This is a genomic window from Shewanella hafniensis, assembly GCF_019655335.1.
Lineage (GTDB): Bacteria > Pseudomonadota > Gammaproteobacteria > Enterobacterales > Shewanellaceae > Shewanella > Shewanella hafniensis.
The window spans coordinates 1-26,478 of the sequence record NZ_BPFD01000069.1; the positions used below are offsets into that span (position 1 = coordinate 1).

24 protein-coding genes and 1 pseudogene are annotated in these 26,478 nt (G+C 47.0%); 14 read left to right on the forward strand and 11 right to left on the reverse strand.

Annotation, left to right across the window (positions count from 1 at the left end; all coding sequences use genetic code 11):
• Positions 1–228: 228 nt before the first annotated feature.
• Positions 229–1,125: a LysR family transcriptional regulator gene (locus tag K5Q99_RS16960; protein ID WP_220777521.1), complete on the reverse strand. Its 897-nt coding sequence runs from the start codon at positions 1,123–1,125 to the stop codon at positions 229–231.
• A 295-nt stretch (positions 1,126–1,420) separates the two neighbouring features.
• Between K5Q99_RS16960 and yjjG the strand changes: the two genes are divergently transcribed.
• Positions 1,421–2,101, forward strand: coding sequence for a pyrimidine 5'-nucleotidase (gene yjjG / locus K5Q99_RS16965; RefSeq protein ID WP_220777522.1), 681 nt, complete (start codon positions 1,421–1,423; stop codon positions 2,099–2,101).
• A gap of 34 nt (positions 2,102–2,135) precedes the next feature.
• Here the strand turns inward: yjjG and K5Q99_RS16970 are convergent, their stop codons facing one another.
• Positions 2,136–2,774: an ERCC4 domain-containing protein gene (locus K5Q99_RS16970; protein WP_220777523.1), complete on the reverse strand. Its 639-nt coding sequence runs from the start codon at positions 2,772–2,774 to the stop codon at positions 2,136–2,138.
• 181 nt (positions 2,775–2,955) lie between these two features.
• On the opposite strand from K5Q99_RS16970, the gene K5Q99_RS16975 reads away from it, so the two are divergent.
• Positions 2,956–4,089: a hypothetical protein gene (locus tag K5Q99_RS16975; RefSeq protein WP_220777524.1), complete on the forward strand. Its 1,134-nt coding sequence runs from the start codon at positions 2,956–2,958 to the stop codon at positions 4,087–4,089.
• Between the two features lie 149 nt (positions 4,090–4,238).
• On the opposite strand, the gene K5Q99_RS16980 is transcribed toward K5Q99_RS16975, so the two are convergent.
• Entirely contained in the window at positions 4,239–5,102 is an 864-nt protein-coding gene (locus K5Q99_RS16980) for a YicC/YloC family endoribonuclease (protein ID WP_220777525.1), read from the reverse strand.
• Positions 5,103–5,314: 212 nt separating this feature from the next.
• Between K5Q99_RS16980 and rph the strand changes: the two genes are divergently transcribed.
• A complete protein-coding gene (gene rph, locus K5Q99_RS16985) occupies positions 5,315–6,028 on the forward strand; it encodes a ribonuclease PH (protein ID WP_106648341.1) in 714 nt (237 codons plus the stop codon).
• A 163-nt stretch (positions 6,029–6,191) separates the two neighbouring features.
• Positions 6,192–6,833 (forward strand): orotate phosphoribosyltransferase, encoded by a 642-nt coding sequence (gene pyrE, locus K5Q99_RS16990; protein WP_220777526.1) that lies wholly within the window; start codon positions 6,192–6,194, stop codon positions 6,831–6,833.
• A gap of 224 nt (positions 6,834–7,057) precedes the next feature.
• Here the strand turns inward: pyrE and folE are convergent, their stop codons facing one another.
• The 5 genes from folE to coaBC form a co-directional block, all read right to left on the reverse strand.
• Positions 7,058–7,708 carry a GTP cyclohydrolase I FolE gene (gene folE / locus K5Q99_RS16995; RefSeq protein WP_006079864.1) on the reverse strand — a complete coding sequence of 217 codons (651 nt, stop codon included), beginning with the start codon at positions 7,706–7,708 and terminating at the stop codon, positions 7,058–7,060.
• Between the two features lie 270 nt (positions 7,709–7,978).
• Positions 7,979–9,958, reverse strand: coding sequence for an alpha/beta hydrolase family protein (locus K5Q99_RS17000; protein ID WP_220777527.1), 1,980 nt, complete (start codon positions 9,956–9,958; stop codon positions 7,979–7,981).
• A gap of 135 nt (positions 9,959–10,093) precedes the next feature.
• Positions 10,094–10,687, reverse strand: a complete 594-nt coding sequence (gene slmA, locus K5Q99_RS17005) for a nucleoid occlusion factor SlmA (RefSeq protein WP_006079866.1) — start codon at positions 10,685–10,687, stop codon at positions 10,094–10,096.
• A 34-nt stretch (positions 10,688–10,721) separates the two neighbouring features.
• The gene (gene dut, locus K5Q99_RS17010) at positions 10,722–11,180 is read right to left on the reverse strand and encodes a dUTP diphosphatase (RefSeq protein ID WP_006086674.1); all 459 of its coding nucleotides are present in this window, start codon (positions 11,178–11,180) and stop codon (positions 10,722–10,724) included.
• Positions 11,177–12,400: a bifunctional phosphopantothenoylcysteine decarboxylase/phosphopantothenate--cysteine ligase CoaBC gene (gene coaBC, locus K5Q99_RS17015; protein WP_220777532.1), complete on the reverse strand. Its 1,224-nt coding sequence runs from the start codon at positions 12,398–12,400 to the stop codon at positions 11,177–11,179. Before coaBC ends, dut begins: the two co-directional genes overlap by 4 nt.
• Positions 12,401–12,522: 122 nt before the next feature.
• Between coaBC and radC the strand changes: the two genes are divergently transcribed.
• From radC to K5Q99_RS23045, 5 genes and pseudogenes are all read left to right on the forward strand, one after another.
• On the forward strand, positions 12,523–13,200 hold the full coding sequence (gene radC / locus K5Q99_RS17020) for a RadC family protein (RefSeq protein WP_006079869.1): 678 nt from the start codon (positions 12,523–12,525) through the stop codon (positions 13,198–13,200).
• A 121-nt stretch (positions 13,201–13,321) separates the two neighbouring features.
• Complete coding sequence (gene rpmB, locus K5Q99_RS17025; RefSeq protein WP_006079870.1) at positions 13,322–13,558, forward strand: 50S ribosomal protein L28; 237 nt, start codon at positions 13,322–13,324, stop codon at positions 13,556–13,558.
• Between the two features lie 6 nt (positions 13,559–13,564).
• Positions 13,565–13,738 carry a 50S ribosomal protein L33 gene (gene rpmG, locus K5Q99_RS17030; RefSeq protein WP_006079871.1) on the forward strand — a complete coding sequence of 58 codons (174 nt, stop codon included), beginning with the start codon at positions 13,565–13,567 and terminating at the stop codon, positions 13,736–13,738.
• A gap of 323 nt (positions 13,739–14,061) precedes the next feature.
• Complete coding sequence (argA, locus tag K5Q99_RS17035) at positions 14,062–15,381, forward strand: amino-acid N-acetyltransferase (RefSeq protein ID WP_106648335.1); 1,320 nt, start codon at positions 14,062–14,064, stop codon at positions 15,379–15,381.
• Positions 15,382–15,450: 69 nt separating this feature from the next.
• Positions 15,451–15,516 (forward strand): annotated as a pseudogene (locus K5Q99_RS23045) (PH domain-containing protein); the annotation flags it as partial.
• Positions 15,517–15,565: 49 nt separating this feature from the next.
• Here the strand turns inward: K5Q99_RS23045 and rarD are convergent.
• Both rarD and K5Q99_RS17045 read right to left on the reverse strand, forming a co-directional pair.
• Entirely contained in the window at positions 15,566–16,450 is an 885-nt protein-coding gene (gene rarD, locus K5Q99_RS17040) for an EamA family transporter RarD (protein WP_106648333.1), read from the reverse strand.
• A 200-nt stretch (positions 16,451–16,650) separates the two neighbouring features.
• The gene (locus K5Q99_RS17045) at positions 16,651–17,115 is read right to left on the reverse strand and encodes a thioesterase family protein (protein ID WP_106648332.1); all 465 of its coding nucleotides are present in this window, start codon (positions 17,113–17,115) and stop codon (positions 16,651–16,653) included.
• A 327-nt stretch (positions 17,116–17,442) separates the two neighbouring features.
• On the opposite strand from K5Q99_RS17045, the gene recQ reads away from it, so the two are divergent.
• Positions 17,443–19,266: a DNA helicase RecQ gene (gene recQ, locus K5Q99_RS17050; protein WP_106648331.1), complete on the forward strand. Its 1,824-nt coding sequence runs from the start codon at positions 17,443–17,445 to the stop codon at positions 19,264–19,266.
• On the opposite strand, the gene K5Q99_RS17055 is transcribed toward recQ, so the two are convergent.
• Positions 19,248–21,029, reverse strand: a complete 1,782-nt coding sequence (locus tag K5Q99_RS17055; RefSeq protein WP_220777528.1) for a diguanylate cyclase domain-containing protein — start codon at positions 21,027–21,029, stop codon at positions 19,248–19,250. The two genes, recQ and K5Q99_RS17055, sit on opposite strands and share 19 nt — an antisense overlap.
• Before the next feature lie 507 nt (positions 21,030–21,536).
• On the opposite strand from K5Q99_RS17055, the gene leuA reads away from it, so the two are divergent.
• The 4 genes from leuA (at position 21,537) to leuD (ending at position 26,309) form a co-directional block, all read left to right on the forward strand.
• Entirely contained in the window at positions 21,537–23,105 is a 1,569-nt protein-coding gene (leuA, locus tag K5Q99_RS17060) for a 2-isopropylmalate synthase (protein WP_220591815.1), read from the forward strand.
• Positions 23,106–23,175: 70 nt separating this feature from the next.
• Positions 23,176–24,270: a 3-isopropylmalate dehydrogenase gene (gene leuB, locus K5Q99_RS17065; RefSeq protein ID WP_220777529.1), complete on the forward strand. Its 1,095-nt coding sequence runs from the start codon at positions 23,176–23,178 to the stop codon at positions 24,268–24,270.
• Positions 24,270–25,676 (forward strand): 3-isopropylmalate dehydratase large subunit, encoded by a 1,407-nt coding sequence (leuC, locus tag K5Q99_RS17070; protein ID WP_220777530.1) that lies wholly within the window; start codon positions 24,270–24,272, stop codon positions 25,674–25,676. The genes leuB and leuC overlap by 1 nt, the downstream gene beginning before the upstream one ends.
• 27 nt (positions 25,677–25,703) lie before the next feature.
• Positions 25,704–26,309, forward strand: coding sequence for a 3-isopropylmalate dehydratase small subunit (gene leuD, locus K5Q99_RS17075; protein ID WP_220777531.1), 606 nt, complete (start codon positions 25,704–25,706; stop codon positions 26,307–26,309).
• Positions 26,310–26,478: the final 169 nt, after the last annotated feature.

The window sequence follows — 26,478 nt, forward strand, 5'->3', positions numbered from 1 at the left end:
ATAGTCAATGTTTAAGACGTTACAGCGTATAATTTGTTTATATACGTTATAGCGTATAAATAGTGGCTAAAAATGCAAGTGTAGTATTGATTAAAAACATAAATCTGATTGTTCAAATGATTCGCTATCAGCCGCTCGAGAGAGTCAGTCTGATGGTCTCTGGTCTATTGTTTATTTTTCATAGGGGTGAAAGAGAGTTGTCCTTCCTCATTACTGACAAGTGAAAATTTACCCTAACTTGTCACTCGCCAACTGCTCCATCAAAAACTCAATCAATACACTCACCTTAGTCGGCAGATATTTCCGCTGCGGATAAACCGCATAAATGCCATGTTCGGGGAGGGGATGGTCTGCGAGCAAGGCTTGTAGGCGGCCCGCTTGTAAGTCGGCGTCGACCATAAAACGGGGCAGATTGGCTATGCCTAGACCATCGAGCGTGGCTTGGTGGATGGCATCACTATTGTTGACTTGGTAGTTACCGTTTGGCTGGATGCGCGTAGTGCCCTGCGGGCTTAAGAAGGTCCATTCAACACCGTCACGAAAATATGAGTAGAACAAACAGTTATGTTGGCTGAGTTGCTGCGGCGTGTGTGGCGCAGCGTGGCGAGCAAGATACTCGGGTGAGGCGCAAATGACACTTAAACAAGGGGCGATTTTACGGGCAATAAGACTTGAATCTGGTAGATCGCCGATGCGAATTGCCAGATCAAATCCGCCAGCAATTAAGTCGGTTGTCTTATCATCCATCTGCATTTGCAGCTGTATTTTCGGGTAACGGCGCAAAAACTCAGGGATTAAAGGGGCGATATGCAAGCGGCCAAATACCATAGGAACGGCGATACGCAGATTGCCCTGAGGCGCTTGTTGTAGCTCAGAAATGGCGTCCAAGCCTTCCTCAGCGAGTTTAACTGCAGGGCGAACATAGTCAAAATAGCGGGCACCCGCCTCGGTAAGACTCAAGCTGCGAGTGGTGCGGTGCAGGAGTTGAATACCCAGACTTTGTTCTAACAGGGTAATGCGTTTACTCACCGCCGATTTACTCAGCCCAAGCTTTTGACTTGCCAGCGAAAAGCTCCCGCATTCCACTACAGTGACAAAGATAGGTAGTGCTGAAAAGTGTTCCATGGTGTCCTTATGTTATCGCTATCCCCTGCCATTATTGTTGATGATACCTCAACAGTCAGTTTTTATTATCGTGGTTATCATGGCCTTTGATGCAAGGTAGACTAATGCGCTTGCTGATTGCAGGTGTCGACTGTGAAGCTGAGTTATTTTCGCGCTCATCGCTCATGTTTATCGCTTATCTTGATTATTGCTAGGCAGCTAGCTACTGCGTTGCCGTAATCGCCGATGTACCATTCTTGATGCCACTTAACGGCTGGGGATGGGTCTTAGCTATTTTGTCAGAAAGAGAGTTCCTATGTCCTTGCCGTACCAATGGATTTTGTTCGATGCCGATGAAACCCTATTTTATTTCGATGCCTTAAAAGGGCTTAAGTTGATGTTTAGTGAGTTTGGGGTCGATTTTACCCAAGCCGATTTCGATGAGTATCAGTTAGTGAACAAACCGCTATGGGTCGATTATCAAGATGGCAAGATAACCGCCGCCGAGTTACAAACGACACGTTTCGAACCTTGGGCTGCCAAATTAGACGTTACGGCCATGACGCTCAATAGCGCCTTTTTATCAGCAATGGCCGAAATTTGTGCGCCGTTACCCGGTGCTCGCGAGTTATTAGCCGCGCTGCAAGGTAAAGCTAAATTGGGCATTATCACCAACGGTTTTACTGAGCTACAAACCGTGCGATTAGAACGTACAGGCTTACAGCATCATTTTGATATTTTAGTGATTTCAGAAAAAGTCGGCATAGCCAAACCTGATGTGGGCATCTTCGAACATGCTTTCGAACTCATGGGTCATCCTGATCGTGAGACTGTGCTTATGGTCGGTGATAACCCGCATTCAGATATCCAAGGCGGCATCAACGCCGGTATTCATACTTGCTGGTATAACGTCCACGGCCACGATGTGCCCGCCGGTATCGCCCCGCACTATCAAGTGAGCTCGCACCAAGAGCTATATAGTTTATTATTCGAGTAAGTCTGCAGGCACTCAGCTTATGCTGTGAAGTCACTTAGCGAGTCAGCACTTCACGGATCTTACTTGCTTTATTTTTACCTATACCACCCACTTGCATCAATGCCTCTTCAGATGCTGTTACGACTGCCTCGACACTGGCGAAATGGCATAAAAGTTTATTGGCGAGTTTAGGGCCTACCTCGGGTAGGCTTTGCAAGATGAATAATTGCTGATTTTTCTTGCGTTTGGGCTTACGTCCCGTGAGGGTTAATTCATGTTCTCTTCTGTTTAACTGAGTGGCGCAAAAATACAGAATTTTAGCTGTTTCAGTTTGCGATAAACTGCGCAGTATTGGGATGTGGAAATTGATTGAAATCGAGCACAGCGCCCCGATTAACGCTTCTCTGCGTATCTGGTAACATGCGATATCTTGTGTATAACCTTCGATAAGCAGGGCAGTATGATTTGGGCTCTGGGCTAATCTGGCCACCTGTGAGAATAGGCGCCCATCGCATAATGATTGCACGAGATCGGGCAAGGTTTTACGTTCAATCAGCCAACCATTGAGTTGATAATCACCCAATTTTAGGCGCTTTTTGATGAGTGAGAGATCTTCGTGCAGTGACAGCTCATAGATGATTTTTTCTGCATGTTCTCTATCGTCATAAAAGAGAGGGATTTTAGCCGCTGCCAATTTTAGTGACCTCAACCGAGTGACATATTCAGGATTGTTTATGAGTGTAGTCAGGCTGAACAACAAGCACAAAAGTTGTCTTCAGCTTTCTGAGTCGCCTAGTTAAAATTTAGTTCTACCTATATCTGTTCGTTTGGCCAGCTGCATTTAGACAGCGCTAGAAAATCAATGTGAGTTAGCTATGAGTGAATATCAGTATTATCGATTCGAATGTGTTAACAGTAGCTTGTCGGTCCCGCAGCGAAATAGATTAAGGAATATTTCTAGCCGAGCAGAGATCACCAGCCACTCCTTTTGTGTTCAATATCATTACGGTGATTTAAAGGCCGATCCAGAAACCTTAATGATGGATTTGTTTGATATTGGCTTTTATTACGCTAATTGGGGGCAAGTGAATGCGTATATTAAATTGCCATCCGGTACAATCCCCTGTGATTTCAAGGTAATAGATGCTGAATTTTATGTGTCCTTTGTCGAGAATAAGCAGAACCAATTACTGATATTTACCCTAGAAGATGATTATCGCCACCGTGACGATGAAGATGCCGAATCCTTTATGCTGCATTTGGCGGCACTAAGGGCAGAACTCTTAGCTGGCGATTACCGCGTTTTGTATTTCCATTGGTTGAGTCGAGCCAACGATGATATGGGATTAGAGCCCTTGCCGCTTATAGCCTTTGATTTTCACCAGTTAACCCAGGCGCAATTGGCATTTACCACACTCTTTAACATCCCTTTACCATCGATACGTGCTTTACATCTTTTGCTGCAGTCAATGCCTGCACATGCTCCTCAAACCACAGTATTAACGGCACAGCAGCAGATGGCTAAACTAACGGATGCCGAGAAGGACGCGTTGCTTTGTCGCTTATTTGATGAAGGGAAACTATTTGCGGCGGATGCGTATGCGCTCCTCAGAACGCAAGAAACACCAATAGAGTACTCCCGCAGGGTAACAGTTGCATCGTTGCATCCCTTCTGGCACGTAGCAGAAAAAGAGGTGATGCAAGAAGATCGCATGGCTGAGGCTGAGCGTCTTGCCCGTGAGACGTTATTGCGTAATGAACATCTTGAAGCGGTTTATAAAGCGCATCAAAGCCATTGGGATAGTGCTTTTGAGGAGGCGGCTCGTGGGTGTGCCAGTGGCTATGATAATGCCAGCCGTACCTTGCAAGTGTTGTTTGATGCTTATCAACTAAAACAATCTTTCAGCGAGTTTAAACAAAATTTTGATGTTTTTACTAGCAAAAATAAACAGCGTAAAGCACTGATTAAGCGATTAGAACCGTTACAGAAAATTGTGCTATCACTTTGATTTAGTTATTTTAATCCCAATAGCTATGGCGCTGTGATCGAGTGATGCGTTTTACTTTATTAAAAGTGAATTCGATTGAGTTACCCTAATAAAAACCCTGATAAATCAGGGTTTTTATTTATTAGATTGCAGTTAAACACGACAACACACTATTCGACATTTTGAATTTGCTCGCGCATTTGCTCGATTAGCACTTTAAGCTCGACGGCGGCCGAAGTGATTTCAGTGCTGATGGATTTAGAGGCGAGGGTGTTCGATTCGCGGTTGAATTCCTGCATCATAAAATCTAAACGGCGACCTTCGCTGCCGCCTTTCTTGAGGATGCGGCGGGCTTCGGCCACATGGGCTTCGAGTCTGTCCATTTCTTCGGCCACATCTTGTTTCTGTGCCAGTAGCACCATTTCTTGTTCGATGCGGGCTGGGTCGAGTTCACCTTTGATTTCTGCAAGTCGGTTGGTGAGCTTTTCGCGTTGATATTGCATTACAGTTGGCATGTGCTCGCGTACGACGGCGATTTGCTCGCTGACTCCATCTAAGCGGCTTAACAACATGTCTTTGATGGCTTCGCCTTCGCGGCCGCGGGCTTCGATAAATTGATCTATGGCTGAATCGAAGGCTGTCATCAGATCGGCGCCGATGGCATCCATATCTTGTTCACCGCTCGCTAGCACGCCTGGCCAGCGCAGGATGTCGGTCAGATTGACTTCGCCCTGTCCCGCTTCTTGCTTGAGCCAAGTGGCAGCGTCGAGCAATTGTTTTGCGAGTGCTTGATTCAATTGCAGTTCGTTGTTGCTGTTGTCGGCCAGTTCGTAGCGCAGATTGACTTCGACTTTGCCGCGGCTTAAACGTTTACGTAGGCGGTCGCGTAGTACAGGTTCGAAACTGCGGAATTGCTCGGGTAAACGTAGGTAAGTTTCGAGATAACGTTGATTGACTGAGCGAATTTCCCAGGAGGCTGTGCCCCATTGTGCTTTGTGCTCGATGCGAGCGTAGGCTGTCATGCTTTGGATCATGGGTTGTCCTAATGGTTTAATCGTCATAATGAGAGGCGATTATAGAGTCAATGGCTTTAGGATTAAAGGCATACAGTATAAGACCGCAAGTTAATGGGTACTTTGCCTAGATGAGTTTGCCAGAGAATCACCCTAAGCATGGCATCCTAAGGCTCAAGCCCTTATAATATGCAGCCAAAATCGGTCAATGACTCAGAATACAGGAATCTCGCATGCGTCCAAGTAACAGAACGCCAGCACAAACTCGTCCCATCACTATCACTCGCCAGTTTACGGCCCATGCCGAAGGTTCTGTGTTAGTGGAATTTGGCGAAACCAAAGTGCTTTGTACCGCCAGTTTTACTGAAGGTGTGCCACGTTTCCTTAAAGGTCAGGGTCAAGGCTGGGTGACGGCGGAATACGGCATGTTGCCACGTTCGACTCATAGCCGTATGGATCGTGAAGCCGCTCGCGGTAAGCAATCGGGCCGTACGCAAGAAATTCAACGTCTTATCGGCCGTGCTCTGCGCGCCTGTGTGGATATGAAAGCCCTAGGCGAAAACACTATCGTGATCGATTGTGATGTGATCCAAGCTGACGGTGGCACGCGCACTGCTTCTATCACTGGCGCCTGTGTGGCCTTAGTGGATGCGCTGAACTGGGCGCGTGGTAAAGGCATCATTAAATCTAACCCGCTGAAATTCCTTATCGCTGCTGTCAGCGTCGGTATTTACAAGGGTGAAGCGATAAGCGATCTAGAATATATCGAAGACAGCGCCGCCGAAACTGACATGAACGTGGTGATGACAGAAACGGGCAAGATCATCGAAATTCAAGGCACCGCCGAAGGCGAGCCATTCAGCCACGAAGAGTTGATTGAGCTACTCGGATTGGCGAAGAACAGTATTCGAGAAATCGTCGATGTGCAAAAAGCCGCACTAAACTAATAGTGTGGTGATGAACAAGCCCCGTTATGTTATGCAGTGCGGGGCTTTTTATTAGCTGCAACTTTTTATTTGCAGCAAGATGCTAGTGTAATGTAAGCCCTATACCGAATAAAAATTCCCCATAATAAAAAACCAATAAAATACAAAGTCGTAAGGAGATATTGTGAAAGCCTATCAACGTGAGTTTATTGAATTTGCCCTTGAACGTCAGGTGTTGCGATTTGGCGAATTTACCCTTAAATCGGGCCGTATCAGTCCTTATTTCTTCAATGCGGGTTTGTTCAATACTGGCCGTGATTTAGCGCGTTTAGGCCGTTTCTATGCCGCTGCGCTAGTGGATTCTGGCATTGATTACGATTTGCTGTTTGGTCCTGCTTACAAAGGCATTCCGATTGCGACCACTACGGCTGTTGCCTTGTGTGAACACCACGATATCGACATTCCTTACTGCTTCAATCGCAAAGAGAAAAAAGATCACGGCGAAGGTGGCAGCTTAGTCGGAAGCGAGCTGAAAGGCCGCGTTATGTTGGTGGATGATGTGATCACTGCCGGTACTGCGATTCGTGAGTCGATGGAAATCATCGAAGCCCATAAGGCACAATTAGCGGGCGTGTTGATTGCTTTAGACAGACAGGAGAAAGGCAAGGGCGAGTTATCGGCTATCCAAGAGGTTGAGCGCGACTTTGGCTGTGGCATAGTGGCGATTATCAAACTTGCGGACCTTATCAGCTACTTATCTGAAAAGCCGGGAATGGAAGCGCAGTTGGCGGCTGTGAGCCTGTACCGCGAGCAATACGGCATTTAACTCTAGTGCTTAGCCGCTGGTATTGATCAAGTGGCTATTATTGGCGTGGTGAAATCAGTTAATCAGCCGTCATTGATTTAGCTAGGTTGAGAAAGGTTTGATTGGGTTGGTATGAAAACAAAAAACGCTGCGATTCTATAGAAGGAATCGCAGCGTTTTTTGTTGAGTTGTATTGATTGCTATTGATTTAAGCACGCTTTAAATCACGTTACGCTTCAATACACTTATTTAGACTGATGCAAAAACTCGGCGCGGGTCGCAGGGTTAGATTTGAAAATACCGCCCAGTGCTGTGGTGGTGGTTGAACTGGTTGAGTCCATCACGCCACGGGATTTTACGCAGTAATGCACAGCATCCATTTTAACCGCTACGTCTTTGGTTTCGAGCAAGGTTTGTAGCGCGACTAACACTTGCTGAGTCAAACGCTCTTGCACCTGTGGACGCTGGGCAAAGAAACGCACGATGCGATTAATCTTTGATAAACCAATGATTTTTTTGCGTGGCAAATAAGCTATGGTTGCAGTGCCATCGATCGTCACTAAATGGTGTTCGCAGGTACTGGTAAGGCTAATGTCTTGCACTCGCACCATTTCATCGAAGCCCATCTTATTGTCGATCACAGTTATCTTAGGGAAGTTCGCATAATCTAAGCCGGAGAAGATTTCATCGACGTACATTTTAGCAATGCGGCGCGGCGTATCGGCAAGGCTATCGTCTGACAGATCCAATGACATTAATGTCAGGATTTCTTTCATATGATGTTCAATCTTGTCTTTACGTTCTTCACTGCTGTAAACGCTTGGGAGCATTGGGGTTTCAAGTCCACGTTCTAATAACGCGGCTTGTACTTTTACTGCTGCTTCACTTAATGCCATCTTATCCTCCACTACGTTGTAGCGGCTATAACAGAAAACCTATGCTGATCATCGCGTGGTACTAGGGCTGTTCAGCATCAGATACAAATTATTGTTATTCTCGCTAGGGCAAGAATAGGGGGACGAGGATAGCGCGAATTGCAGACAATTCATACCGAAAAACGCTCATAGGCCACATGAAAAAGCCGATAGTCCTTATCGGATATCGGCTTTAAATCTACCACTGCCAATCGAGTTTAGCCTAGTAGTGTCGGCAAGTTTGAGTCAATTCTAAAGTTTCAGATTGGTTTTTAGGAAACTGAGCATTTGTTCATAGTATTTCGCTCTATGCTCATCGTTATAAAAACCGTGGCCTTCATTGTCCATCACCAGTTTTTGGTAAGGATAATTGTGAGCTTTTAGGCCTTTTTCGAGGGATTCGAGTTGTTCAATTGGCGCTCGCTCATCTTCACCACCGTGAACGAGTAAGAGGTTCGCTTTTAATTTGGCAACGTTTTCTGAGGGCGACATGGCTTTTAGGGTGGCTTTGTCTTGGCCAAGTACGTCCTTGAGATAGCTTGTTCCTGAACGTGTTCTGGCCACGTCACCTTCATCAAACATTAATTCAAGATCATACACACCAGCAAACCCAACCGCGCATTTAAACATATCGGGCGCTAATATGGCGCTTTGCAGTGCGCTATAGCCGCCAAAGCTACCGCCAGCAATACACACCCGTTCTTTATCGGCAAGGCCTTGGTCAATGACGTACTGAGTCGCGTCTATAATGTCGTGCTGAATATCTGACCCCCATTTTTGATAGCCAGCTTGCTCGAAGCTCTGACCATAACCGCCAGAACCACGGAAGTTCACCTGCAACACCGCCATACCATTTTGAGCGAGTAATTGATTTTGTGGATCAAATCCCCACCAGTCGCGGATACCGTGTGGACCACCGTGCGGATTGACAACTAAGGGCAGATTTTTAGCTTCTTTACCGAAAGGTAGCGTCAAATAACCGTTGATTGTCTTACCATCACGACTGGTGAAACTGATGGGTTTTACCTCCGCCATTTGCTCTGGGTCGAGCCATTTTTTAGCGGCTGCTAGATATTCAAGTTTCAGTTTTTTCGTATCAAATATGTAGTAATCACCAGGATTACGATCGTTAAATGCAACTACAACGAGTTTTTCAGCATCTCGGGTTTCGCTAACAATTCGTACTTGATGTCCCGGTACGGCAGCAATTAAATCCTTGAGTAGCTTGGCGTGGTTGTCGTTGTTATCCACAAAGGCATAGCTTGGATAGCCATTTTCAAACTCAATGGCGTAGAGCTGCTTATTGGTGCCGTTGATCCAGAAGTTGCTGGGATCAACGACCTCATCTTGAATGATCTCGGCCTTTTCGCCTGTTTCTAGGTTGATGCGATATACACCTAAGGTTTCAGTGCCCACGCGACCCGCAGCATAGATGGAATTTTTATTATCAGCGAAGGAGATAGGCGTAAAATCACTTAAGCCTAGGTTGAGTTTATCGGTGTTTATCCATTCGCTATCTTTGCGGTAAAAGACTTTAGTGATGTTTTTGCTGTCTTCCCCTGCCACAAAGCGGACTTCACCATCATGGTCGGTCATAAAGCGAGCTCGGCCTATGGGGGAGCCTGTTATGCGTTTGCGAACCCCGCTAAAAAGGTCAACGCGGTAGACATCCTGACGTGTTTCACTTAAGTCCGGGGCACCAGTCCATGGGAGCGCATTGACCAGCATATAGCGCTCATCATCCGGTAGAGGGTCCAGTATGAATGCTGTGGCATTTATGGCGGTATTTTTCCTGAGATTTGAACCCGTTTGCTGCTCGCCGCTGTTATAACCAAATAGATATTTAGGGCGAGAACCATCGGCGTTGACCGCCATTAACTCGCCGTAGTATTGGGGGACATCGCTCCAGCCCTTAAGGTATTCTTTTGCCAGCACAATGCGCTCGCTATTGGCCCATTCATATGTGCCTACCTGGGCGTTGCTTGGGAAGCGAATCGCATTCAGCAGTTTTTTGGTTTGAGCATCTAGTACTATGAGTACATTTTTACCCTCGACACTGGTAATTGCACTTAAGTATTTGCCAGTAGGAGATATTTTTACGTTCGCGTATTCATCTCCTCGGCTAAATAATTGTGATAATGCACTCGTTGCCGAGGTCTCAACCGCAAATGTGTTGATAGGCATCATGGGTAAGCAAGTGGTGGCCAAAACGGCAAAAGGCAAAATTTTCATCTGACATCCTTGTTAAATCATTGTGTTTTTTGTTCTTAAAATGTTTTTCGAGGATAAAACAAAAGATGAAGTGAAACAAGGAAGGAATATTGAAAATAAAGGACGATAGTTACCGTCCTTTATGTTGAAAAATCATTAGCTTTGCAACAGTTGATGTTGGATAAAACGCCACTGTTCATCGAAGTGTGTGGTAGGTTTGAGTTTGAATTCACTTCGTACAAATTGAGCGATTCGGCCTTCGGCAAAGGCTAACAGTAAATTGGCTAAAATCGCCTCATCTAAATTAAAGCCTTTGCCTTCTCGCAGGGTCTTTTCCCGCAAAATTTGCTTAAGTTGAGTTTCTATTTTGGCAAATAAATTACTAATGCGGCTACGGAGGCGTTCATTTTCTCCGAGCAGCGCATCACCATTGAGGACGCGGGAAATGCCCGGGTTTCGCTCTGCAAAAATCAGCAGGAGCTGTAAAACAAGCTGGCAGCGCTTCATGGTGTCTTTTTCGTCATCCATGATTAAATTGATGCGCGACAATAACGACTCTTCGATAAATTCGATTAAGCCTTCGAACATCCGTGCTTTACTCGGGAAGTGACGGTACAGGGCGGCTTCCGATACACCGACTTCTGAGGCCAGTTTCGCTGTGGTGATCCTTTGTCCTGGGTTGGTTTCTAGCATCTGTGCTAGACATTGCAAAATATGTTCACGACGATTAATTTTTGGGCTTACAGCCATTGCAGTATCCTTGGCTCAATAACGACTTAGGAGATTATTTAGTGCCTGAATGGCCAAATCCGCCTTCACCACGATCTGAGCTGTCGAACTCATCAACGAGTTTGAATTGTGCTTGTACTACAGGAACAAACACCAGTTGTGCGAGACGATCGCCAATTTCTAAGGCAAAAGGACTGTCGCTACGATTCCAGCAAGACACCATTAAGGGGCCTTGGTAATCGGAATCTATGAGTCCGACCAGATTCCCCAGTACTATACCGTGTTTATGGCCAAGACCTGAGCGCGGCAAAATCACTGCAGCCAGTCCTGGATCGGCAACATGAATGGCAATCCCTGTTGGAATAAGTACGGTTTCACCCGGTGCTATAGTCAAAGTCGTGTCGATCATGGCACGAAGATCCATGCCTGCACTGCCAGGTGTAGCGTAGGCAGGTAAAGGAAATTCTGAGCCGATACGGGAGTCGAGAATTTTTAATTCAATCGGTGTTTTCATGTATTTGTTTTTTCTTTCACTATCAACGAAAGTAATTGCCGTGCCAGCGTGAGTTTGTCAGTGGCAGGCAAGTCTTGACTGCCGTGCGGCCAGAACACTCGCAGGGCATTGGCATCGGCATTAAAGCCAATACCTGCAACGGAAACGTCGTTCGCGGCGATCATATTCAAGTTTTTACGTTTGAGTTTATCGCGCGCATAGGCTTCTACATCATGGGTTTCTGCGGCGAATCCCACCACAAAAGGACGGTTAGGTAAGCTCGCAACCGTGGCTAAGATATCAGGATTCCTCACCAGCGCAAGTTGCATTTCTTCTGCCGATTTTTTGATCTTACAGGTTGCGATGTCGCTAATGCGATAATCAGCAACGGCGGCGCAGCCAATAAAAATATCTTTTTTATCAACGTGATCCATCACAGCATCAAGCATATTTTGCGCCGATTCAACATCAATGCGGGTCACTCCTTCTGGGGTACTTAGATTTACTGGGCCAGAGACTAAGGTGACTGTTGCGCCCATATCTGCCGCGGCTTTGGCTAAGGCAAAGCCCATTTTTCCAGAACTGTGATTCGAAATGTATCTGACGGGATCAATTGCCTCACGGGTTGGCCCTGCGGTAATCAGCAGTGACTGGCCTGCGAGTGGCTTAAGTTCAACAGCGTCATTAGTGGCAAAAAACTGCGTAGCGAGTGTGGCGATGTCTAATGGCTCTAGCATACGACCAGGGCCGACTTCACCACAGGCCTGACTGCCACTTGCGGGTCCCCAAAGGGTAAAGCCGCGGGATGCCAGACTGGTTAAATTCGCCTGCGTCGCCAGATTACGGTACATCTGCTGATTCATTGCCGGACACAGGGCGATAGGCGCCTCTGTGGCAAGACAAGTGGTGGTGATCAGCTCATCGGCCATGCCGGCATTAATCCGCGCCAATAGGTTTGCGGTTGTAGGGGCGATGATGACGAGATCTGCCCAACGAGCGAGTTCGATGTGGCCCATGGCTGCTTCTGCCGCAGGATCGAGTAGGCTTGAGGCAACGGGATGTCCAGATAACGCTTGCAGCGTCAAAGGCGTGATAAATTCCATCGCACTTTGGCTCATCACCACGCGCACATCAAAGCCACGCTCTTTTAAGCGACGGACTAAATCAGCACTTTTATAGGCCGCAATACCGCCGCCAATGCCCAGCAGGACGTTTTTATTTGTCAGACTCACAGACATCATCCGAGATAGAAATAATGCCGCCAACAATATCACAAAGCGGTGAATTTTAGTGACTCTCCCAGTTCAAAAAATCTCGTCCATACTCAGTAAAGTGAAAATATGTGAGATGACAGGGAGGTCGCATGGGCATTAAAGATTGGCCTGAGGGTGAAGGTCCCAGAGATAAACTGTTACAAAAAGGGGCGGGGCAACTGTCGGATGCGGAGTTATTGGCGGTATTACTGCGGAACGGTTTGGCGGGATTAAACGCGGTTGATCTTGCAAGGTCGCTTATTAGCGAGTTTGGCGGCCTCAGAAACCTGCTTTGTGCTCCTCGAAATCAGGTGTGTCGACTTCCGGGCGTAGGACCTGTAAAATACGCCCAGCTTCAAGCTGCGGCCGAATTAGCGCGGCGTGTAGCGCAGGAAAATCTGCAAAGAGGTCAAGTTTTAACAAATCCCGATTTAACTCGGGACTATTTAATGAGACAATTGGCCGATCGCTCCTATGAAGTGTTCGCAGTTTTACTGCTGGATAGCCAGCATAGAGTGATTCAATTTGTCGAATTATTCCGCGGTACAATAGACTCAGCCTCAGTGTACCCACGTGAAGTGGTGAGCTTAGTGCTGGAGAAAAAGGCCGCAGCAGTTATAGTTTGTCATAATCATCCGTCTGGTATTGCCGAGCCCAGTCAGGCTGACCGACGAATAACTGAGCGATTAAAAAATGCGTTAGCAACCATAGACGTATCCTTATTGGACCATATGGTTGTAGGTGATCGAGAGATAGTTTCTTTTGCAGAACGAGGCTGGATTAATTAATCTAACACTTGATCTTCACTCTGTGATCGTGTATAAAATGCGCCCTCTTTGTGCCTCGGGCGACGGCCATACGAGGCACATTAATGCTCGAGCGTTAAAATTGTTTTTGGAGAAGATTGACATGTCAAGAGTATGCCAAGTTACTGGCAAGAAGCCGATGGTTGGTAACAACCGTTCGCACGCAAAAAACGCGACCCGTCGTCGTTTTTTACCTAACCTACAAAACCACCGTTTTTGGTTAGAAGAAGAAAAGCGTTTCGTACAGTTACGTGTATCTACTAAAGGTATTCGTCTGATCGACAAAAAAGGTATCGAAGTTGTTGTTGCTGAACTTCGTGCTCGTGGCGAGAAGGTATAATAGATCATGGCTAAAGCTAAAGGTAATCGTGAGAAGATCAAATTAGTTTCTACAGCTAAAACTGGTCACTTCTACACAACTGAAAAAAACAAGCGTAACATGCCTGAAAAAATGGAAATCAAAAAATTTGATCCAGTTATTCGTCAGCACGTTATCTACAAAGAAGCAAAAATCAAGTAATCCTTGGTTAGTGTTTCGAGAAAAGCCCCTTATTTAAGGGGCTTTTTTTTGCGCTTTTTTTAGTAGTTAGTCATCAAGTTGAGATAATTGCCTCGCAAACTTAAGCCGCTGAATCATCCCCTGTGAAGTTAAAAAAGTGTGAACACTTGCTGAAAATATAAAATAGTGCGGTTCTAAGCACTTTAAATCATTAAAACTGCACTTTAGTGAGAATAAATTCTTTATATGTGAATTAAAATGCAATACCATACGCGAAAGTTAGCGATTCATTCCTGGCATGTCATCGTGACGCTGCCAGCTCAAAAATGAGGTGTAAATAACGCGTGCGTACCACTGAACTGGTTGATGGATTTCGTCACTCTGCCCCCTATGTTAATGCTCACAGAGGTAAAACTTTTGTGGTCATGCTGGGTGGTGAAGCTTTGGCTCAAAATCACTTCCGCGCCATCTTAAATGATGTCGCCCTGCTGCACAGTTTAGGGATTAAAGTGGTGTTGGTGTATGGCGCTAGGCCGCAGATTGATGCTGCATTAGCCGTCAATGGTATCGAACCTGCCTACCACGAAGGCGTGCGTATTACGGATGAAGACTCGCTCAAAGTGATCAAGCAAGTTGCGGGTGCACTGCAATTTGATATCACAGCGCGTTTATCCATGAGCTTAAGCAATACGCCGATGCAAGGTGCGCAAATTAACTTAGTGAGCGGCAACTTTGTGATTGCTCAACCTCTTGGTGTCGACAATGGTGTGGATTTTTGCCTGAGTGGCAAAGTGCGTCGTATTGATGTGCAAGGCTTAAAACGTCAGTTAGATAATCACTGCATCGTGTTGATGGGGCCGATTGCGGCTTCTGTGACGGGTGAAAGTTTTAATCTGACCGCCGAGGAAATCGCGACCCAGGTGGCGATCAAACTCAAAGCAGATAAGATGATCGGTTTTAGCTCACAGAACGGTATTCTCGATCGCAATGGCGATGTCATTGCCGAGTTGATGCCGAACGATGCGCAAAACATCATGAACAAGCTGGCCGAGCAAGGTTCTGCCTGCATTGGCACTATGGCTTTCTTGAAAGCGAGTATTGATGCTTGCCGCAATGGTGTGCCGCGTTGTCACTTAGTTAGCTACCTCGAAGATGGCGCTTTACTGCAGGAACTGTTTTCCCGCGAAGGGATAGGTACGCAAATCGTGACTGAGAGTGCCGAGCGTTTACGCTGTGCGTCGATCGCCGATATTGGCGGTGTACTGAACCTTATTCGTCCATTGGAGGAGCAAGGCATTCTGGTGCGTCGTAGTCGTGAGCAGCTTGAGATTGAAATTGAACAGTTCATGTTGATTGAACGTGATGGTTTAGTGATTGGTTGCGCTGCGCTTTATCCTTTTGAAGAGGACAATGCAGGCGAGTTTGCCTGTTTGGTGGTGCATCCCGATTATCGCGATGCCGACAGAGGGAGCCTACTGCTGAAGAACATTATCAATCAGGCCAGAAACCGCGGCTATTCACGCTTGTTTGCGCTGACAACTCGGAGCATTCACTGGTTCCTCGAGCATGGTTTTGTGATTGAAGATGTTGAAGCACTGCCACAGAAGAAAAAGCAGTTGTATAACTATCAACGCCGTTCCAAAATTCTCGCGCTCGATCTCTAAGCCGTTATAAATCAATCCAATCAATGCCAGCCTAGTACTCATATTAGCGCTGGCATTTTTATTGACATAAAAGGCTACAGTTTATTACTGACAGTACCGCAAGGGAGTGAGTTTTTAGCACAGTTACAGAAGTAATCATCATATGTCATCACTTCTGCCACTGTGTTTATCGGCGTGATAATGTTTACGCCGTTTTGCGTTTATAGGCCATATCTAAGGTAAAGACGAGCAGCGCGCTCCAGATAAAGCCGAAGGTCACACCTTTTTCGGCATCGAAGGGCTCATTAAACAGACTCACCGCGAGGATAAACATAATACTTGGGCCGATATATTGGAAAAAACCAAGCATAGACAATGGAATACGTACCGCTGCTCCTGCAAAACACAGTAAAGGAATGGTAGTCACTATCCCAGCCGCCATTAACATCAGATTCAGTTGCCAATCATTAGTCAGCATGCTCGCTGTGGCTGTGTCTAAGGTCGCGACGAGGTAAATTAGCGCGACCGGTAATAACACTGCGGTTTCGACCAATAAACCAGCCTTAGCATCCACATTGACCTTTTTTCGCAGCAGTGCATAGAAACCAAAGGTGCCCGCGAGTGCCAGTGAGACAATGGGAATAGAGCCAAAAGAGATTAATTGGATTAACACGCCAGCGCTGGCGAGAGCGACCGCGAACCATTGCAGTTTACGTAACCTTTCGCCTAGAAATAACATGCCAAGCAAGACGTTGAGCAAAGGGTTGATAAAGTAACCTAAGCTGGCATCGAGCATGTGATCGTTATTTACTGCCCAGATAAATAGCAGCCAGTTTCCCGCGATCAGTATGGAAGTAATGGCGAGAACCATCAGTTGCTTAGGTTGTTTAAACAGTAAGCGTAAGCGTGAAAAACCGCCAATAAATTGCATGATGATCAACATAAACACGAATGACCAAATCACCCGATGGAGCAAAATTTCGGTAGCGGAAACATGATTGAGTAATTTGAAATATAAAGGCGCAAACCCCCACATACAGTAAGCACTGACGGCGAGTAGGATCCCTTTGCGGTATTCAAGATCTGGCATGAGACATCTTCGAAGGACAACAAGACGGCGATTGTAGGTGTGTCTGACCGCTGACTCAAGGCATCGCAGCGTTCTTTTGGTTACAGAATATCTCGATAAGAGTTTAAATGGCCGATTGGAGCCAGTAAACATCCTGCTAATCAAGATGTTTACTGGCTTTGATCTTTAATACGGTAAATGAGTTATCTGCGGTGAAACGGCTAGCCCACCATATAAGTCCCTGTTCCAAAAGCGATATGCGTGCCTTGTTCATTATGCAGTTCCATGCGGCATACAGACACTCGATTACCCGCACGAATGACACTACCCGTGCCAGTAAAGATTTGGCCACGGCCAGGTCTAAGATAATCAATGCGCATATCAATCGTCCCTAGGGTTTGCAGGCGTTGCTGCAGCTCTTCGACCGTCCAATCATCACGACTGGCGACCAGTCCTGCAAAGGCCGTGAGTCCGCCAACCACATCGAGTACCGTTGCTGTCACACCGCCGTGGAGGATTTGTTGGTGAATGTTGCCAATCAGCTCAGGCTTCATGTTAATCACCACTTCGACGCCATCAATGTCGTAACGTTTGATATCAAGTCCGAGTAGATTATGAAAAGGAACATGTTGATCAAATACTGCTGCGACTCTTCTCAAAGCTTCGGCTTGGATTGGGCTGGTCATTTTTGGGTCCTTGTCACTGAGTGACTGCATTAGGCGTAATTGGATTTGTTATCAACACTGAGATAAACAAAGTGCGGCTTAGAGCAATTAATCTACAGTGAAGCTCACGGCTAATGCAACTCCGTCGCTAAAATGACGACACAGTTTCGGCAGTTTTTAAAGTATTTTACCCCGCGTTCGTTATTTTTGGCTTAGCCCACTAGGGTTAAAATAGCTACAATCGCGATGAATTGCCTCGTCTAAAGCACTTTAAATTACCGTTGAATCCTGCATTTTGAACTAGTTTGGGTATAGAATAGGCCCCCTCACTTTTGACATAGAAGATCCATGGAAAAGCTCGTACTCGACACGCATGATGATCCGCTCTCGCAACGCCTTGCACAGGTGTTTGGTTACCGTGACTTTAGGGACGGTCAGCGGGAGGTGATAGAACGTGTTTGCGGCGGGCAAGATTGCTTAGTGATTATGCCAACGGGCGGCGGTAAGAGTTTATGTTATCAGCTGCCCGCTTTGATGATGAATGGCATCACTATTGTCGTTTCCCCATTGATTTCTTTGATGAAAGATCAAGTCGATAGTTTATTGCAAACCGGCGTTGCAGCGGCTTATCTCAATTCTTCTTTGCCGCGCGAGCAGAGTGCCGAAGTGTTAAGGCAACTGCGCCACGGTGAGTTAAAACTACTTTATGTGTCACCTGAGCGCTTATTAACCGCTGATTTTATTGAGCGTATGCAGTCGTTGCAGTTGGCGATGTTTGCCATCGATGAGGCGCATTGTATTAGCCAGTGGGGTCATGATTTTCGCCCTGAATATGCGGCGCTTGGCCAGCTAAAGCAACTTTTTCCCTATGTGCCCATGATGGCGCTGACGGCAACGGCGGACCAGGCGACTCGGCAGAGTATTTGTGAGCGACTCGGGATTGACCCGTTCCGTCTGCTTTCGAGTTTCGACAGACCTAATATTCGCTATACTGTCGCCGAAAAGCTTAATGCAGCTAATCAGTTACGGCATTTTCTAACCCAGCAGAATGGCACCAACGGCATTATTTATTGCAGCAGTCGTCGCCGTGTCGACGAAGTAGCCGATCGTTTATGTCTGCAAGGTTTTAATGCTAAGGCCTATCATGCGGGAATGACGCAGGAAGACCGTGGCGCAGTGCAAGATAGTTTCCTTAAAGACCAAATCGATATCGTGGTCGCCACTGTGGCTTTCGGTATGGGAATTAACAAGTCGAATGTGCGCTTTGTGGTGCATTACGATATCCCGAAAAGTATCGAAGCCTATTATCAGGAAACGGGCCGAGCGGGCCGTGATGGGCTCGATGCAGAAGCGTTTATGTTGTTCGATCCCGCCGATATTGGTCGGGTCAGACATTTGATTGAACAGTCCGAGCCTGGGCCGCAGCAACAGGTCGAATTCCACAAACTTAATACTATGGCCGCCTTTGCCGAGGCGCAGACCTGTCGCCGCCAAGTGTTGCTGCATTACTTTGATGAGAGCGCACTAGAGCCCTGTGGTAACTGCGATATTTGCCTCGACCCGCCTAAGCGTTATAACGGCACTGAAGATGCGCAAAAGGTGTTGTCATGTATTTTCCGTTTAGGACAACGTTTTGGTATCAATCACTTAATTGAAGTGTTGCGCGGCTCGAAAGGCGCACCGATAGTCGATCGAGGGCATGACAAACTCACGACTTGGGGGATTGGTAAAGACAAGAGCCATGAATATTGGTTGAGCGTGATCCGTCAATTGATCCATTTGGGACTGGCGAGTCAAGATGTGACTCGCGGTTCATCTATTACCTTAAACCCATCGGCACGACCTGTACTCAAAGGGGAGGTGGCGTTAATGCTCGCCGAACCGCGTATTCAGTTAACGACCACAAAACGTAAGGCGAGTCAGTCTAAAGCACCGTTGAACTATGACCGTAAGTTGTTCGCACGGTTGAAGTTATTGCGTAGAACTATTGCCGAGCAGCAGGATGTACCGCCGTATTTAGTGTTTAACGATGCAACGCTGGCGGAAATGGCGGCCATGATGCCGACCAGTGCAGGGGAAATGCTCGCCGTTAACGGAGTGGGCGAGCGTAAACTGAGTCGTTTCGGTGACGCTTTTCTCGATGAAATTGAGGCTTATTTAGCGGGAGAATAATGGTTTGGATTATTCTCACTGATTTTAACCTTGCCCAATTGATTGATACTGGCGCGCTTAATTAAAGACTCTAACGTATCAAAGTGTTGCATTGCCGCGATACCAATATTGACCTTGCTGGACCCCTGCCAAGGCTGAATACAGGCCACTAATTGATTGACTACTTTTTTAGCGCCAGCTGCTGAGGTATGCGGTAGGATAATCACAATTTCATCCATCGAATATCGGATTAACTTATCTTGCTCACGCAGTCTGTGTTGTAGCTGATCCTGCAGAGGCGGTAAATCAACTTGCCGTATTTGACTCGCATTAAAAAGTAATAAAGACAGCGGGTAATTACCTTGTTTGGCGCTGTTTAAGGCCGATGTGACTTGTTGGAGCAGCGTTTCCGCAGGCTCCTCGCCTTCGATACGGGGCGCGCGATTATTTTGCTTATCAATCAAATACCAAATAGCACCGCCGAGTAACGTCATTGCAATTAAGAACAGAGTGCTATAGGCCCAATCAAGATTTAACTCTTGGAGGATCGATGCCTTTTCTGGCGCAGGACTAGTCTGATCCTGCTGCAGATCTTGCTGATTAAGGCGAGCTTTAAATTGCAATATTCGTGCAGTGTTCATCCCTTGATTGGCGAGTTCGGCAGCTCGATAGCGTTTAAGTAAGAAAGAATAGGCCTGCTTAAAATCCCCTTGTTCTAAGTAGTGATCGCTCATGATCCCGTAAAATCCTTTGAGATCAGAATACTGTTTTAGATTTTCAGCTTGCTCAATGGCGTGATTCATTAAGGTTAAGGCTGCATCGTCTTGATGTTGGGCAAAGCGTATTTGGGCCAGTAGGCGGGTCGAGCGCATCATCGCCAATTGCTGATTGTGTTTCTTAAAGGTATTGATGGCGATAGAAAGGTATTCTTCTGCTGCGTCGATGCGGCCTTTATCGAGCGAGATTGATGCCAAAATGGTATAGCTGTAGGCAAGCTCTAGTGGCGAACCGAGTTCAGGCAGTAGTGCCTTTGCTTGTTTTTCGAGTTGGTCACTGTAATCGAATTCTTGATTATCGAGCGCTATTCTTGCCGCATTTCGTAGAATGATGTGTAACACTTTACCCTCGGCATCCGGGCTCTGTATTCCTAAGTTGGTGTAATACATGGCCTGGGGGAAATCATGGGTTGCGTAGAGTAAATTGCCCATGGCCGCATAAATATAGGCTTGTGGAGGCCAAACCCAATTCTGGGTTTGAGTATGAATATCTGGATAAATATCGATGGCCAGACGTAAATCCTCGATGGCAGAGGAGAAGTTATCTGTGTCGGTATCGAGTTGACCACGTAAACGTAAGGCATCGACTAGGGCTTGAGGCTGTTGGTAACGTCGCGCTAAGGTAATAGCGGAATCCAGCAAGGGCAGCGCATTTTGAATATTGTTGTAGTTGAGGTTGGCGTCGGCTTGGCAAATCAAAAAATAGGGGCGAACCTGATCGAGCTTAAGCTGTTTAGCATTGGCCTCGCCTAACTGTGCCACGTTGATTGCGGCTTCGTTCTCACCCAGTTGCAGCAGATTTTGGCATTTCAACACGCTCAATCTGAGTCGATTAATGTCAGAGGTGGCACGGGTCGTAAATTGTTTTTCTAAAGCAGTGATTTGAGTCAGGGCTTTACTGGGATATTGGTAGACGAGTTCTGTGAGCTCATCTAACTGGTCTATAGCACTGGCCCCAAAGGGGAGCAGCCATAACAACAGGCTCAGTACTAAGACGCGAAAATCCATTTTGTGCTCCATAAAATGCGTAAGCTCTAATATCCTTAATCACTAAGGCGGGATTATAACTTTACTTAATCATTTTTTGCATAAAAAACTATTTTTTTCTAAGAGAAATAAGTTAACACATCCCAGTGATTTCTGAATCCAAACAGCGGGTTAATTCTGTGGGGTCGATCACTAAATTGGCGATAAAACTCACAGTTATTGGCCTTAAGACGGTGCGGAACAGTGGAACATGAAAAAATTAGGGTTGACACTCTTGGCTAGGCAAGTTAAATATTAACCGTCCTAGATTATTTGAACAGAATAAATATTTAAATAAAATGAATAGAATTAGCAGCAAACTCGACCTCCTCCTCTCTCTCCTCGCGGTTTATACGCGGAGGTCTTAGTGTTGCACGCTCGATAAATAGGCAAAGCATTCACAAACCCCGCACCAATGTTGCGGGGTTTTTTGTATCTGAATACGGCAAAAGTTAAATAATGAACGGTGACGTTCCATGGAGAAGCGAGATGTCTAACAGAGTAATTATATTTGATACGACCTTACGTGATGGTGAGCAGGCGTTAGCCGCAAGCCTTTCGGTCAAAGAAAAGTTACAGATCGCCATGGCGCTGGAACGTCTTGGTGTTGATGTGATGGAAGTGGGTTTTCCAGTCTCATCACCCGGTGATTTTGAGTCGGTGCAAACCATAGCGCGCACCATCAAAAATAGCCGCGTTTGTGCGTTATCCCGTGCACTTGAAAAGGACATTGATGCTGCGGCGCAGGCCTTGTCTGTTGCTGATCAGTTCCGTATCCATACCTTTATCTCGACCTCGACGATTCACGTTGAGAGCAAGTTGAAGCGTTCTTTCGATCAAGTGTTAGAGATGGCCGTAGGCGCCGTGAAATACGCCCGTCGCTTTACCGACGATGTGGAGTTTTCCTGTGAGGATGCGGGACGTACGCCAATCGATAATCTGTGTCGTATGGTAGAGGCTGCCATTCTTGCTGGCGCGCGTACCATTAACATTCCCGATACGGTCGGTTATACCGTGCCAAGCGAGTTTGGCAATATTATCCAAACCCTGTTTAACCGTGTGCCGAATATCGACCAAGCAGTGATCTCAGTGCATTGCCATGATGACTTAGGGTTATCTGTGGCGAACTCGATTACCGCTGTACAGCACGGTGCGCGTCAAATTGAATGTACCATCAATGGCATAGGTGAGCGTGCGGGTAACTGTTCATTGGAAGAGATCGCGATGATCTTAGCGACGCGTAAGGGCATGTTAGGACTAGAAACCGGCATTAATGCCAAAGAAATTCACCGTACTTCTAATTTAGTCAGCCAGTTATGCAACATGCCTGTGCAGGCGAACAAGGCGATTGTCGGTGCCAATGCCTTTACCCACTCGTCGGGTATCCATCAGGATGGCATGTTAAAAGCGCAAAATACCTATGAAATCATGACCCCAGAAAGCATAGGTTTGAATCGCAACAATTTGAATATGACTTCGCGCTCTGGTCGCCATGTGATCAAGCATCGCATGGAAGAAATGGGCTATAGCGAGCACGATTACAATATGGATACTCTGTATGAAGAGTTTCTGAAATTGGCAGATAAAAAAGGCCAAGTATTTGATTATGATTTAGAAGCCTTGGCCTTTATGGAAGCGCAGGCCGAAGAAGATAATCACTATCAATTGCAGCAATTAGTGGTGCAGTCTGACTCTACCGAAGGCGTTGCTACCGCAACCGTTCGTATCGAAGTGGGCGGCGAAGTTAAAACCGAAGCCGCAACCGGTAATGGTCCCGTCGATGCCGCCTATAACGCCATTGCTCGTGCTACTGATCGTCGTATCGACATCATCAGCTACAAGTTAGGTGCTAAGGGTGTGGGCCAAAACGCCTTAGGTCAAGTGGACATTACCGCCGTTTACCATGAGCAAAACTTCCACGGCGTTGGTTTAGCGACCGATGTGGTTGAAGCTTCGGCACGCGCTTTAGTGCATGTGATGAACTTAACGTGCCGCGCAGACAAGGTCGCCGATTACAAACAAAGCATGCAAAAGAATCGAGAGCTAGGCGGCGTTTAGTCGCTAAAAGCATCCAAAGAGTAGCAAGGTCGAGCATAAAGCATTCACATTTAAAGGAGTTGGCTGGCGTATGAGTTATCAAGTAGCAGTATTAGCAGGGGACGGGATCGGCCCAGAAGTGATGGCAGAGGCGCGTAAAGTGTTGCGTGAAGTGGAAGCGCGATTCGATTTAACTATCGAATATACGCAATACGATGTCGGCGGTATTGCCATCGATAACCACGGTTGCCCGCTACCCGATGCCACGCTAAAAGGGTGTGAAGCGGCTGATGCGATTCTATTCGGTTCAGTCGGCGGTCCTAAGTGGGAAAAACTGCCGCCAAATGAACAACCTGAGCGCGGCGCACTATTGCCTCTGCGTGGACATTTCGAACTGTTCTGTAATCTGCGGCCAGCCAAATTGCATGATGGCTTAGAACATATGTCGCCGCTGCGTAGCGATATTTCCGCCCGTGGCTTTGATGTTTTATGTGTGCGCGAGTTAACCGGCGGCATTTATTTTGGTAAGCCGAAGGGCCGTCAAGGCGAAGGCGAAAATGAAGAAGCCTTCGATACCATGCGTTATAGCCGCCGCGAAATTAGCCGTATCGCCCGTATCGCCTTTGAAGCGGCCCGTGGTCGTCGCAAAAAAGTCACCTCAGTGGATAAAGCCAATGTGCTCGCCTGTTCAGTGTTATGGCGCCAAGTGGTTGAAGAAGTCGCGGTAGATTTCCCCGATGTCGAGCTTGAACACATCTATATCGATAATGCGACCATGCAGTTGCTACGTCGTCCCGATGAGTTCGATGTGATGCTATGTTCTAACCTGTTCGGTGACATTTTATCCGATGAAATCGCCATGTTAACGGGCTCTATGGGCTTGTTGTCATCGGCGAGCATGAACAGCACTGGCTTTGGTTTGTTCGAACCCGCGGGTGGCAGTGCGCCGGATATCGCGGGCAAAGGCATTGCAAATCCTATCGCCCAAATTCTGTCGGCGGCATTAATGTTGCGCCACAGTTTAAAGCAAGAAGAAGCCGCCTGTGCGATTGAGCGTGCCGTAAGCAAAGCGTTAAATTCTGGCTATTTAACCGGCGAGCTATTGAGCAGCGACAAGCGTAGCCAAGCGAAATCCACTCGCGAGATGGGCGACTTTATCGCCAATGCAATAAAGGCAGGTGTGTAATGACGAACGCAAAGACCTTGTACCAAAAAGTATGGGATGCACATATCGTTGCAGCTCCCGAGGGTGAGGCGCCGATCATTTATGTCGACAGACATTTAGTCCATGAAGTGACGTCACCTCAAGCATTCAGCGGTTTGAAGGTGGCGGGTCGCAAACTGCGTGCACCGGAAAAAACCTTTGCCACTATGGATCACAACACTTCGACCCGTAGCGCCAGCTTAGATGCCTTAAGTCCGATGGCGCGCACTCAGGTAGAAACCCTAGCGCAAAACTGTAAAGACTTTGGTGTGCGTTTATACGACATTCATCATCCTAATCAAGGGATTGTGCATGTGATGGGGCCCGAACTTGGCATTACCTTGCCCGGTACTGTGATTGTGTGTGGCGATTCCCATACCGCGACCCATGGTGCCTTTGGGGCATTGGCGTTTGGGATTGGTACATCTGAAGTTGAGCACGTGTTAGCAACGCAAACCCTGCGCCAGTTAAAAGCGAAAACCATGAAGATTGAAGTGCGTGGTCATGTCACCGATGGCGTGACCGCCAAAGATATCGTCCTCGCTATCATTGGCAAAATCGGCATGGATGGTGGTACGGGCTACGTGGTGGAGTTCTGTGGCGAGGCGATTGAAGCCCTGTCGATGGAAGGGCGCATGACAGTGTGCAACATGGCGATTGAGATGGGCGCTAAGGCGGGCATGGTCGCGCCAGATCAAACCACCTTTGACTATTTAGCAGGCCGCGAGTTTGCACCAAAGGGTGAAGATTGGGCAGAGGCTGTCGCTTACTGGAAAAGCATTAAAACCGATGACGGCGCAGTGTTTGATGCTGTCGTTGAGTTAGATGCCGCCGACATTGCGCCGCAATTGACATGGGGCACTAACCCAGGACAAGTCGTTGCGATTGATGGCAAAGTGCCTAATCCTATTGATGAAGCCAACCCAAGCACCCGAGCTAGTATGGAAAAGGCTTTAGAATACATTGGCCTGAGTGCGGGCACACCGATGACAGACATCAGTATCAACAAGGTGTTTATCGGTTCTTGTACTAACTCGCGGATTGAAGATTTACGCAGCGCCGCCGTACATGCCAAAGGCCGTAAAGTCGCGAGTGGCGTCACCGCCATTGTCGTTCCAGGTTCTGGCCAAGTGAAAGCCCAAGCTGAAGCCGAGGGCTTAGATAAAATCTTTATCGAAGCGGGGTTTGAGTGGCGTTTACCGGGCTGTTCTATGTGTTTAGCGATGAATGACGACAGATTAGAAGCGGGCGATCGCTGCGCCTCGACCAGTAACCGTAACTTCGAAGGTCGCCAAGGCCGCGGCAGTCGTACCCATTTGGTGAGTCCTGCAATGGCCGCAGCTGCTGCGGTGGCAGGGCATTTTGTCGATATTCGTAAACCTTACTAATTACCGTAAACCCAAGAGGAGAAGTTAATGCAACCTTTTACAACCCATAGCGGGCTTGCGGTCATGATAGACAGCACCAATATCGATACGGATCAGATCATTCCGAAACAGTTTTTGTCTAAGGTGACGCGCGATGGTTTTGGCGTGCACTTATTCCACGACTGGCGTTATTTAGATGATGCGGGCGATGTGCCAAATCCTGAGTTTTCATTGAATCAAAGCCGCTATAAAGGCGCGTCGATTCTGTTGGCGCAGGAAAACTTTGGTTGTGGTTCAAGCCGCGAACATGCGCCTTGGGCGCTGGCGGACTTTGGCCTACGTGCGATTATTGCGCCGAGTTTTGCCGACATTTTTTATGGTAACTCAATCAATAACGGCCTATTACCTGTGGCGTTAACTCACGCGCAGGTGCGCCAATTAATGGATGAAGTGGCCGCAGAAGAAGGCGCGCAAATCACGGTTGATCTCACCAGCTGTAAAGTGATTTCACCGTCAGGTGCCGAGTTTAGTTTTACCCTGGCTGAGTCGGCGAGACATAAGTTACTCAATGGTTTAGATGCGATTGGCTTGACCTTTTCCCACGCTGCGCAGATTGAACGGTATGAAACTCAAATTGAAGGTTGGCGCCGCTAAACTTTCAGCGCACATTTGTACCAGATGATGGATGTTGATCATGCGCCTAGATGAAAATCTAGGCGTTTTTGTTGCTGCCTATTAAATACCTATTAGTTAACGTATTGTATTTAATGTTTATTTAAACTGGTTGTACTATCTAAATATAAAATCATTCAGACGTTAGTGA

Coding starts and splice junctions, on each gene's coding strand:
- K5Q99_RS16980 (WP_220777525.1), bottom strand. CDS start 5,102: ATGATCCAAAGCATGACAGCCTACGCTCGCATCGAGCACAAAGCACAA.
- leuC (WP_220777530.1), top strand. CDS start 24,270: ATGACGAACGCAAAGACCTTGTACCAAAAAGTATGGGATGCACATATC.
- slmA (WP_006079866.1), bottom strand. CDS start 10,687: ATGGCTGTAAGCCCAAAAATTAATCGTCGTGAACATATTTTGCAATGT.
- K5Q99_RS17045 (WP_106648332.1), bottom strand. CDS start 17,115: ATGACCAGCCCAATCCAAGCCGAAGCTTTGAGAAGAGTCGCAGCAGTA.
- yjjG (WP_220777522.1), top strand. CDS start 1,421: ATGTCCTTGCCGTACCAATGGATTTTGTTCGATGCCGATGAAACCCTA.
- recQ (WP_106648331.1), top strand. CDS start 17,443: ATGGAAAAGCTCGTACTCGACACGCATGATGATCCGCTCTCGCAACGC.
- radC (WP_006079869.1), top strand. CDS start 12,523: ATGGGCATTAAAGATTGGCCTGAGGGTGAAGGTCCCAGAGATAAACTG.
- folE (WP_006079864.1), bottom strand. CDS start 7,708: ATGGCATTAAGTGAAGCAGCAGTAAAAGTACAAGCCGCGTTATTAGAA.
- rarD (WP_106648333.1), bottom strand. CDS start 16,450: ATGCCAGATCTTGAATACCGCAAAGGGATCCTACTCGCCGTCAGTGCT.
- coaBC (WP_220777532.1), bottom strand. CDS start 12,400: ATGATGTCTGTGAGTCTGACAAATAAAAACGTCCTGCTGGGCATTGGC.
- rpmB (WP_006079870.1), top strand. CDS start 13,322: ATGTCAAGAGTATGCCAAGTTACTGGCAAGAAGCCGATGGTTGGTAAC.
- leuD (WP_220777531.1), top strand. CDS start 25,704: ATGCAACCTTTTACAACCCATAGCGGGCTTGCGGTCATGATAGACAGC.
- leuA (WP_220591815.1), top strand. CDS start 21,537: ATGTCTAACAGAGTAATTATATTTGATACGACCTTACGTGATGGTGAG.
- K5Q99_RS17055 (WP_220777528.1), bottom strand. CDS start 21,029: ATGGATTTTCGCGTCTTAGTACTGAGCCTGTTGTTATGGCTGCTCCCC.
- K5Q99_RS16975 (WP_220777524.1), top strand. CDS start 2,956: ATGAGTGAATATCAGTATTATCGATTCGAATGTGTTAACAGTAGCTTG.
- leuB (WP_220777529.1), top strand. CDS start 23,176: ATGAGTTATCAAGTAGCAGTATTAGCAGGGGACGGGATCGGCCCAGAA.
- K5Q99_RS16960 (WP_220777521.1), bottom strand. CDS start 1,125: ATGGAACACTTTTCAGCACTACCTATCTTTGTCACTGTAGTGGAATGC.
- rpmG (WP_006079871.1), top strand. CDS start 13,565: ATGGCTAAAGCTAAAGGTAATCGTGAGAAGATCAAATTAGTTTCTACA.
- K5Q99_RS17000 (WP_220777527.1), bottom strand. CDS start 9,958: ATGAAAATTTTGCCTTTTGCCGTTTTGGCCACCACTTGCTTACCCATG.
- rph (WP_106648341.1), top strand. CDS start 5,315: ATGCGTCCAAGTAACAGAACGCCAGCACAAACTCGTCCCATCACTATC.
- dut (WP_006086674.1), bottom strand. CDS start 11,180: ATGAAAACACCGATTGAATTAAAAATTCTCGACTCCCGTATCGGCTCA.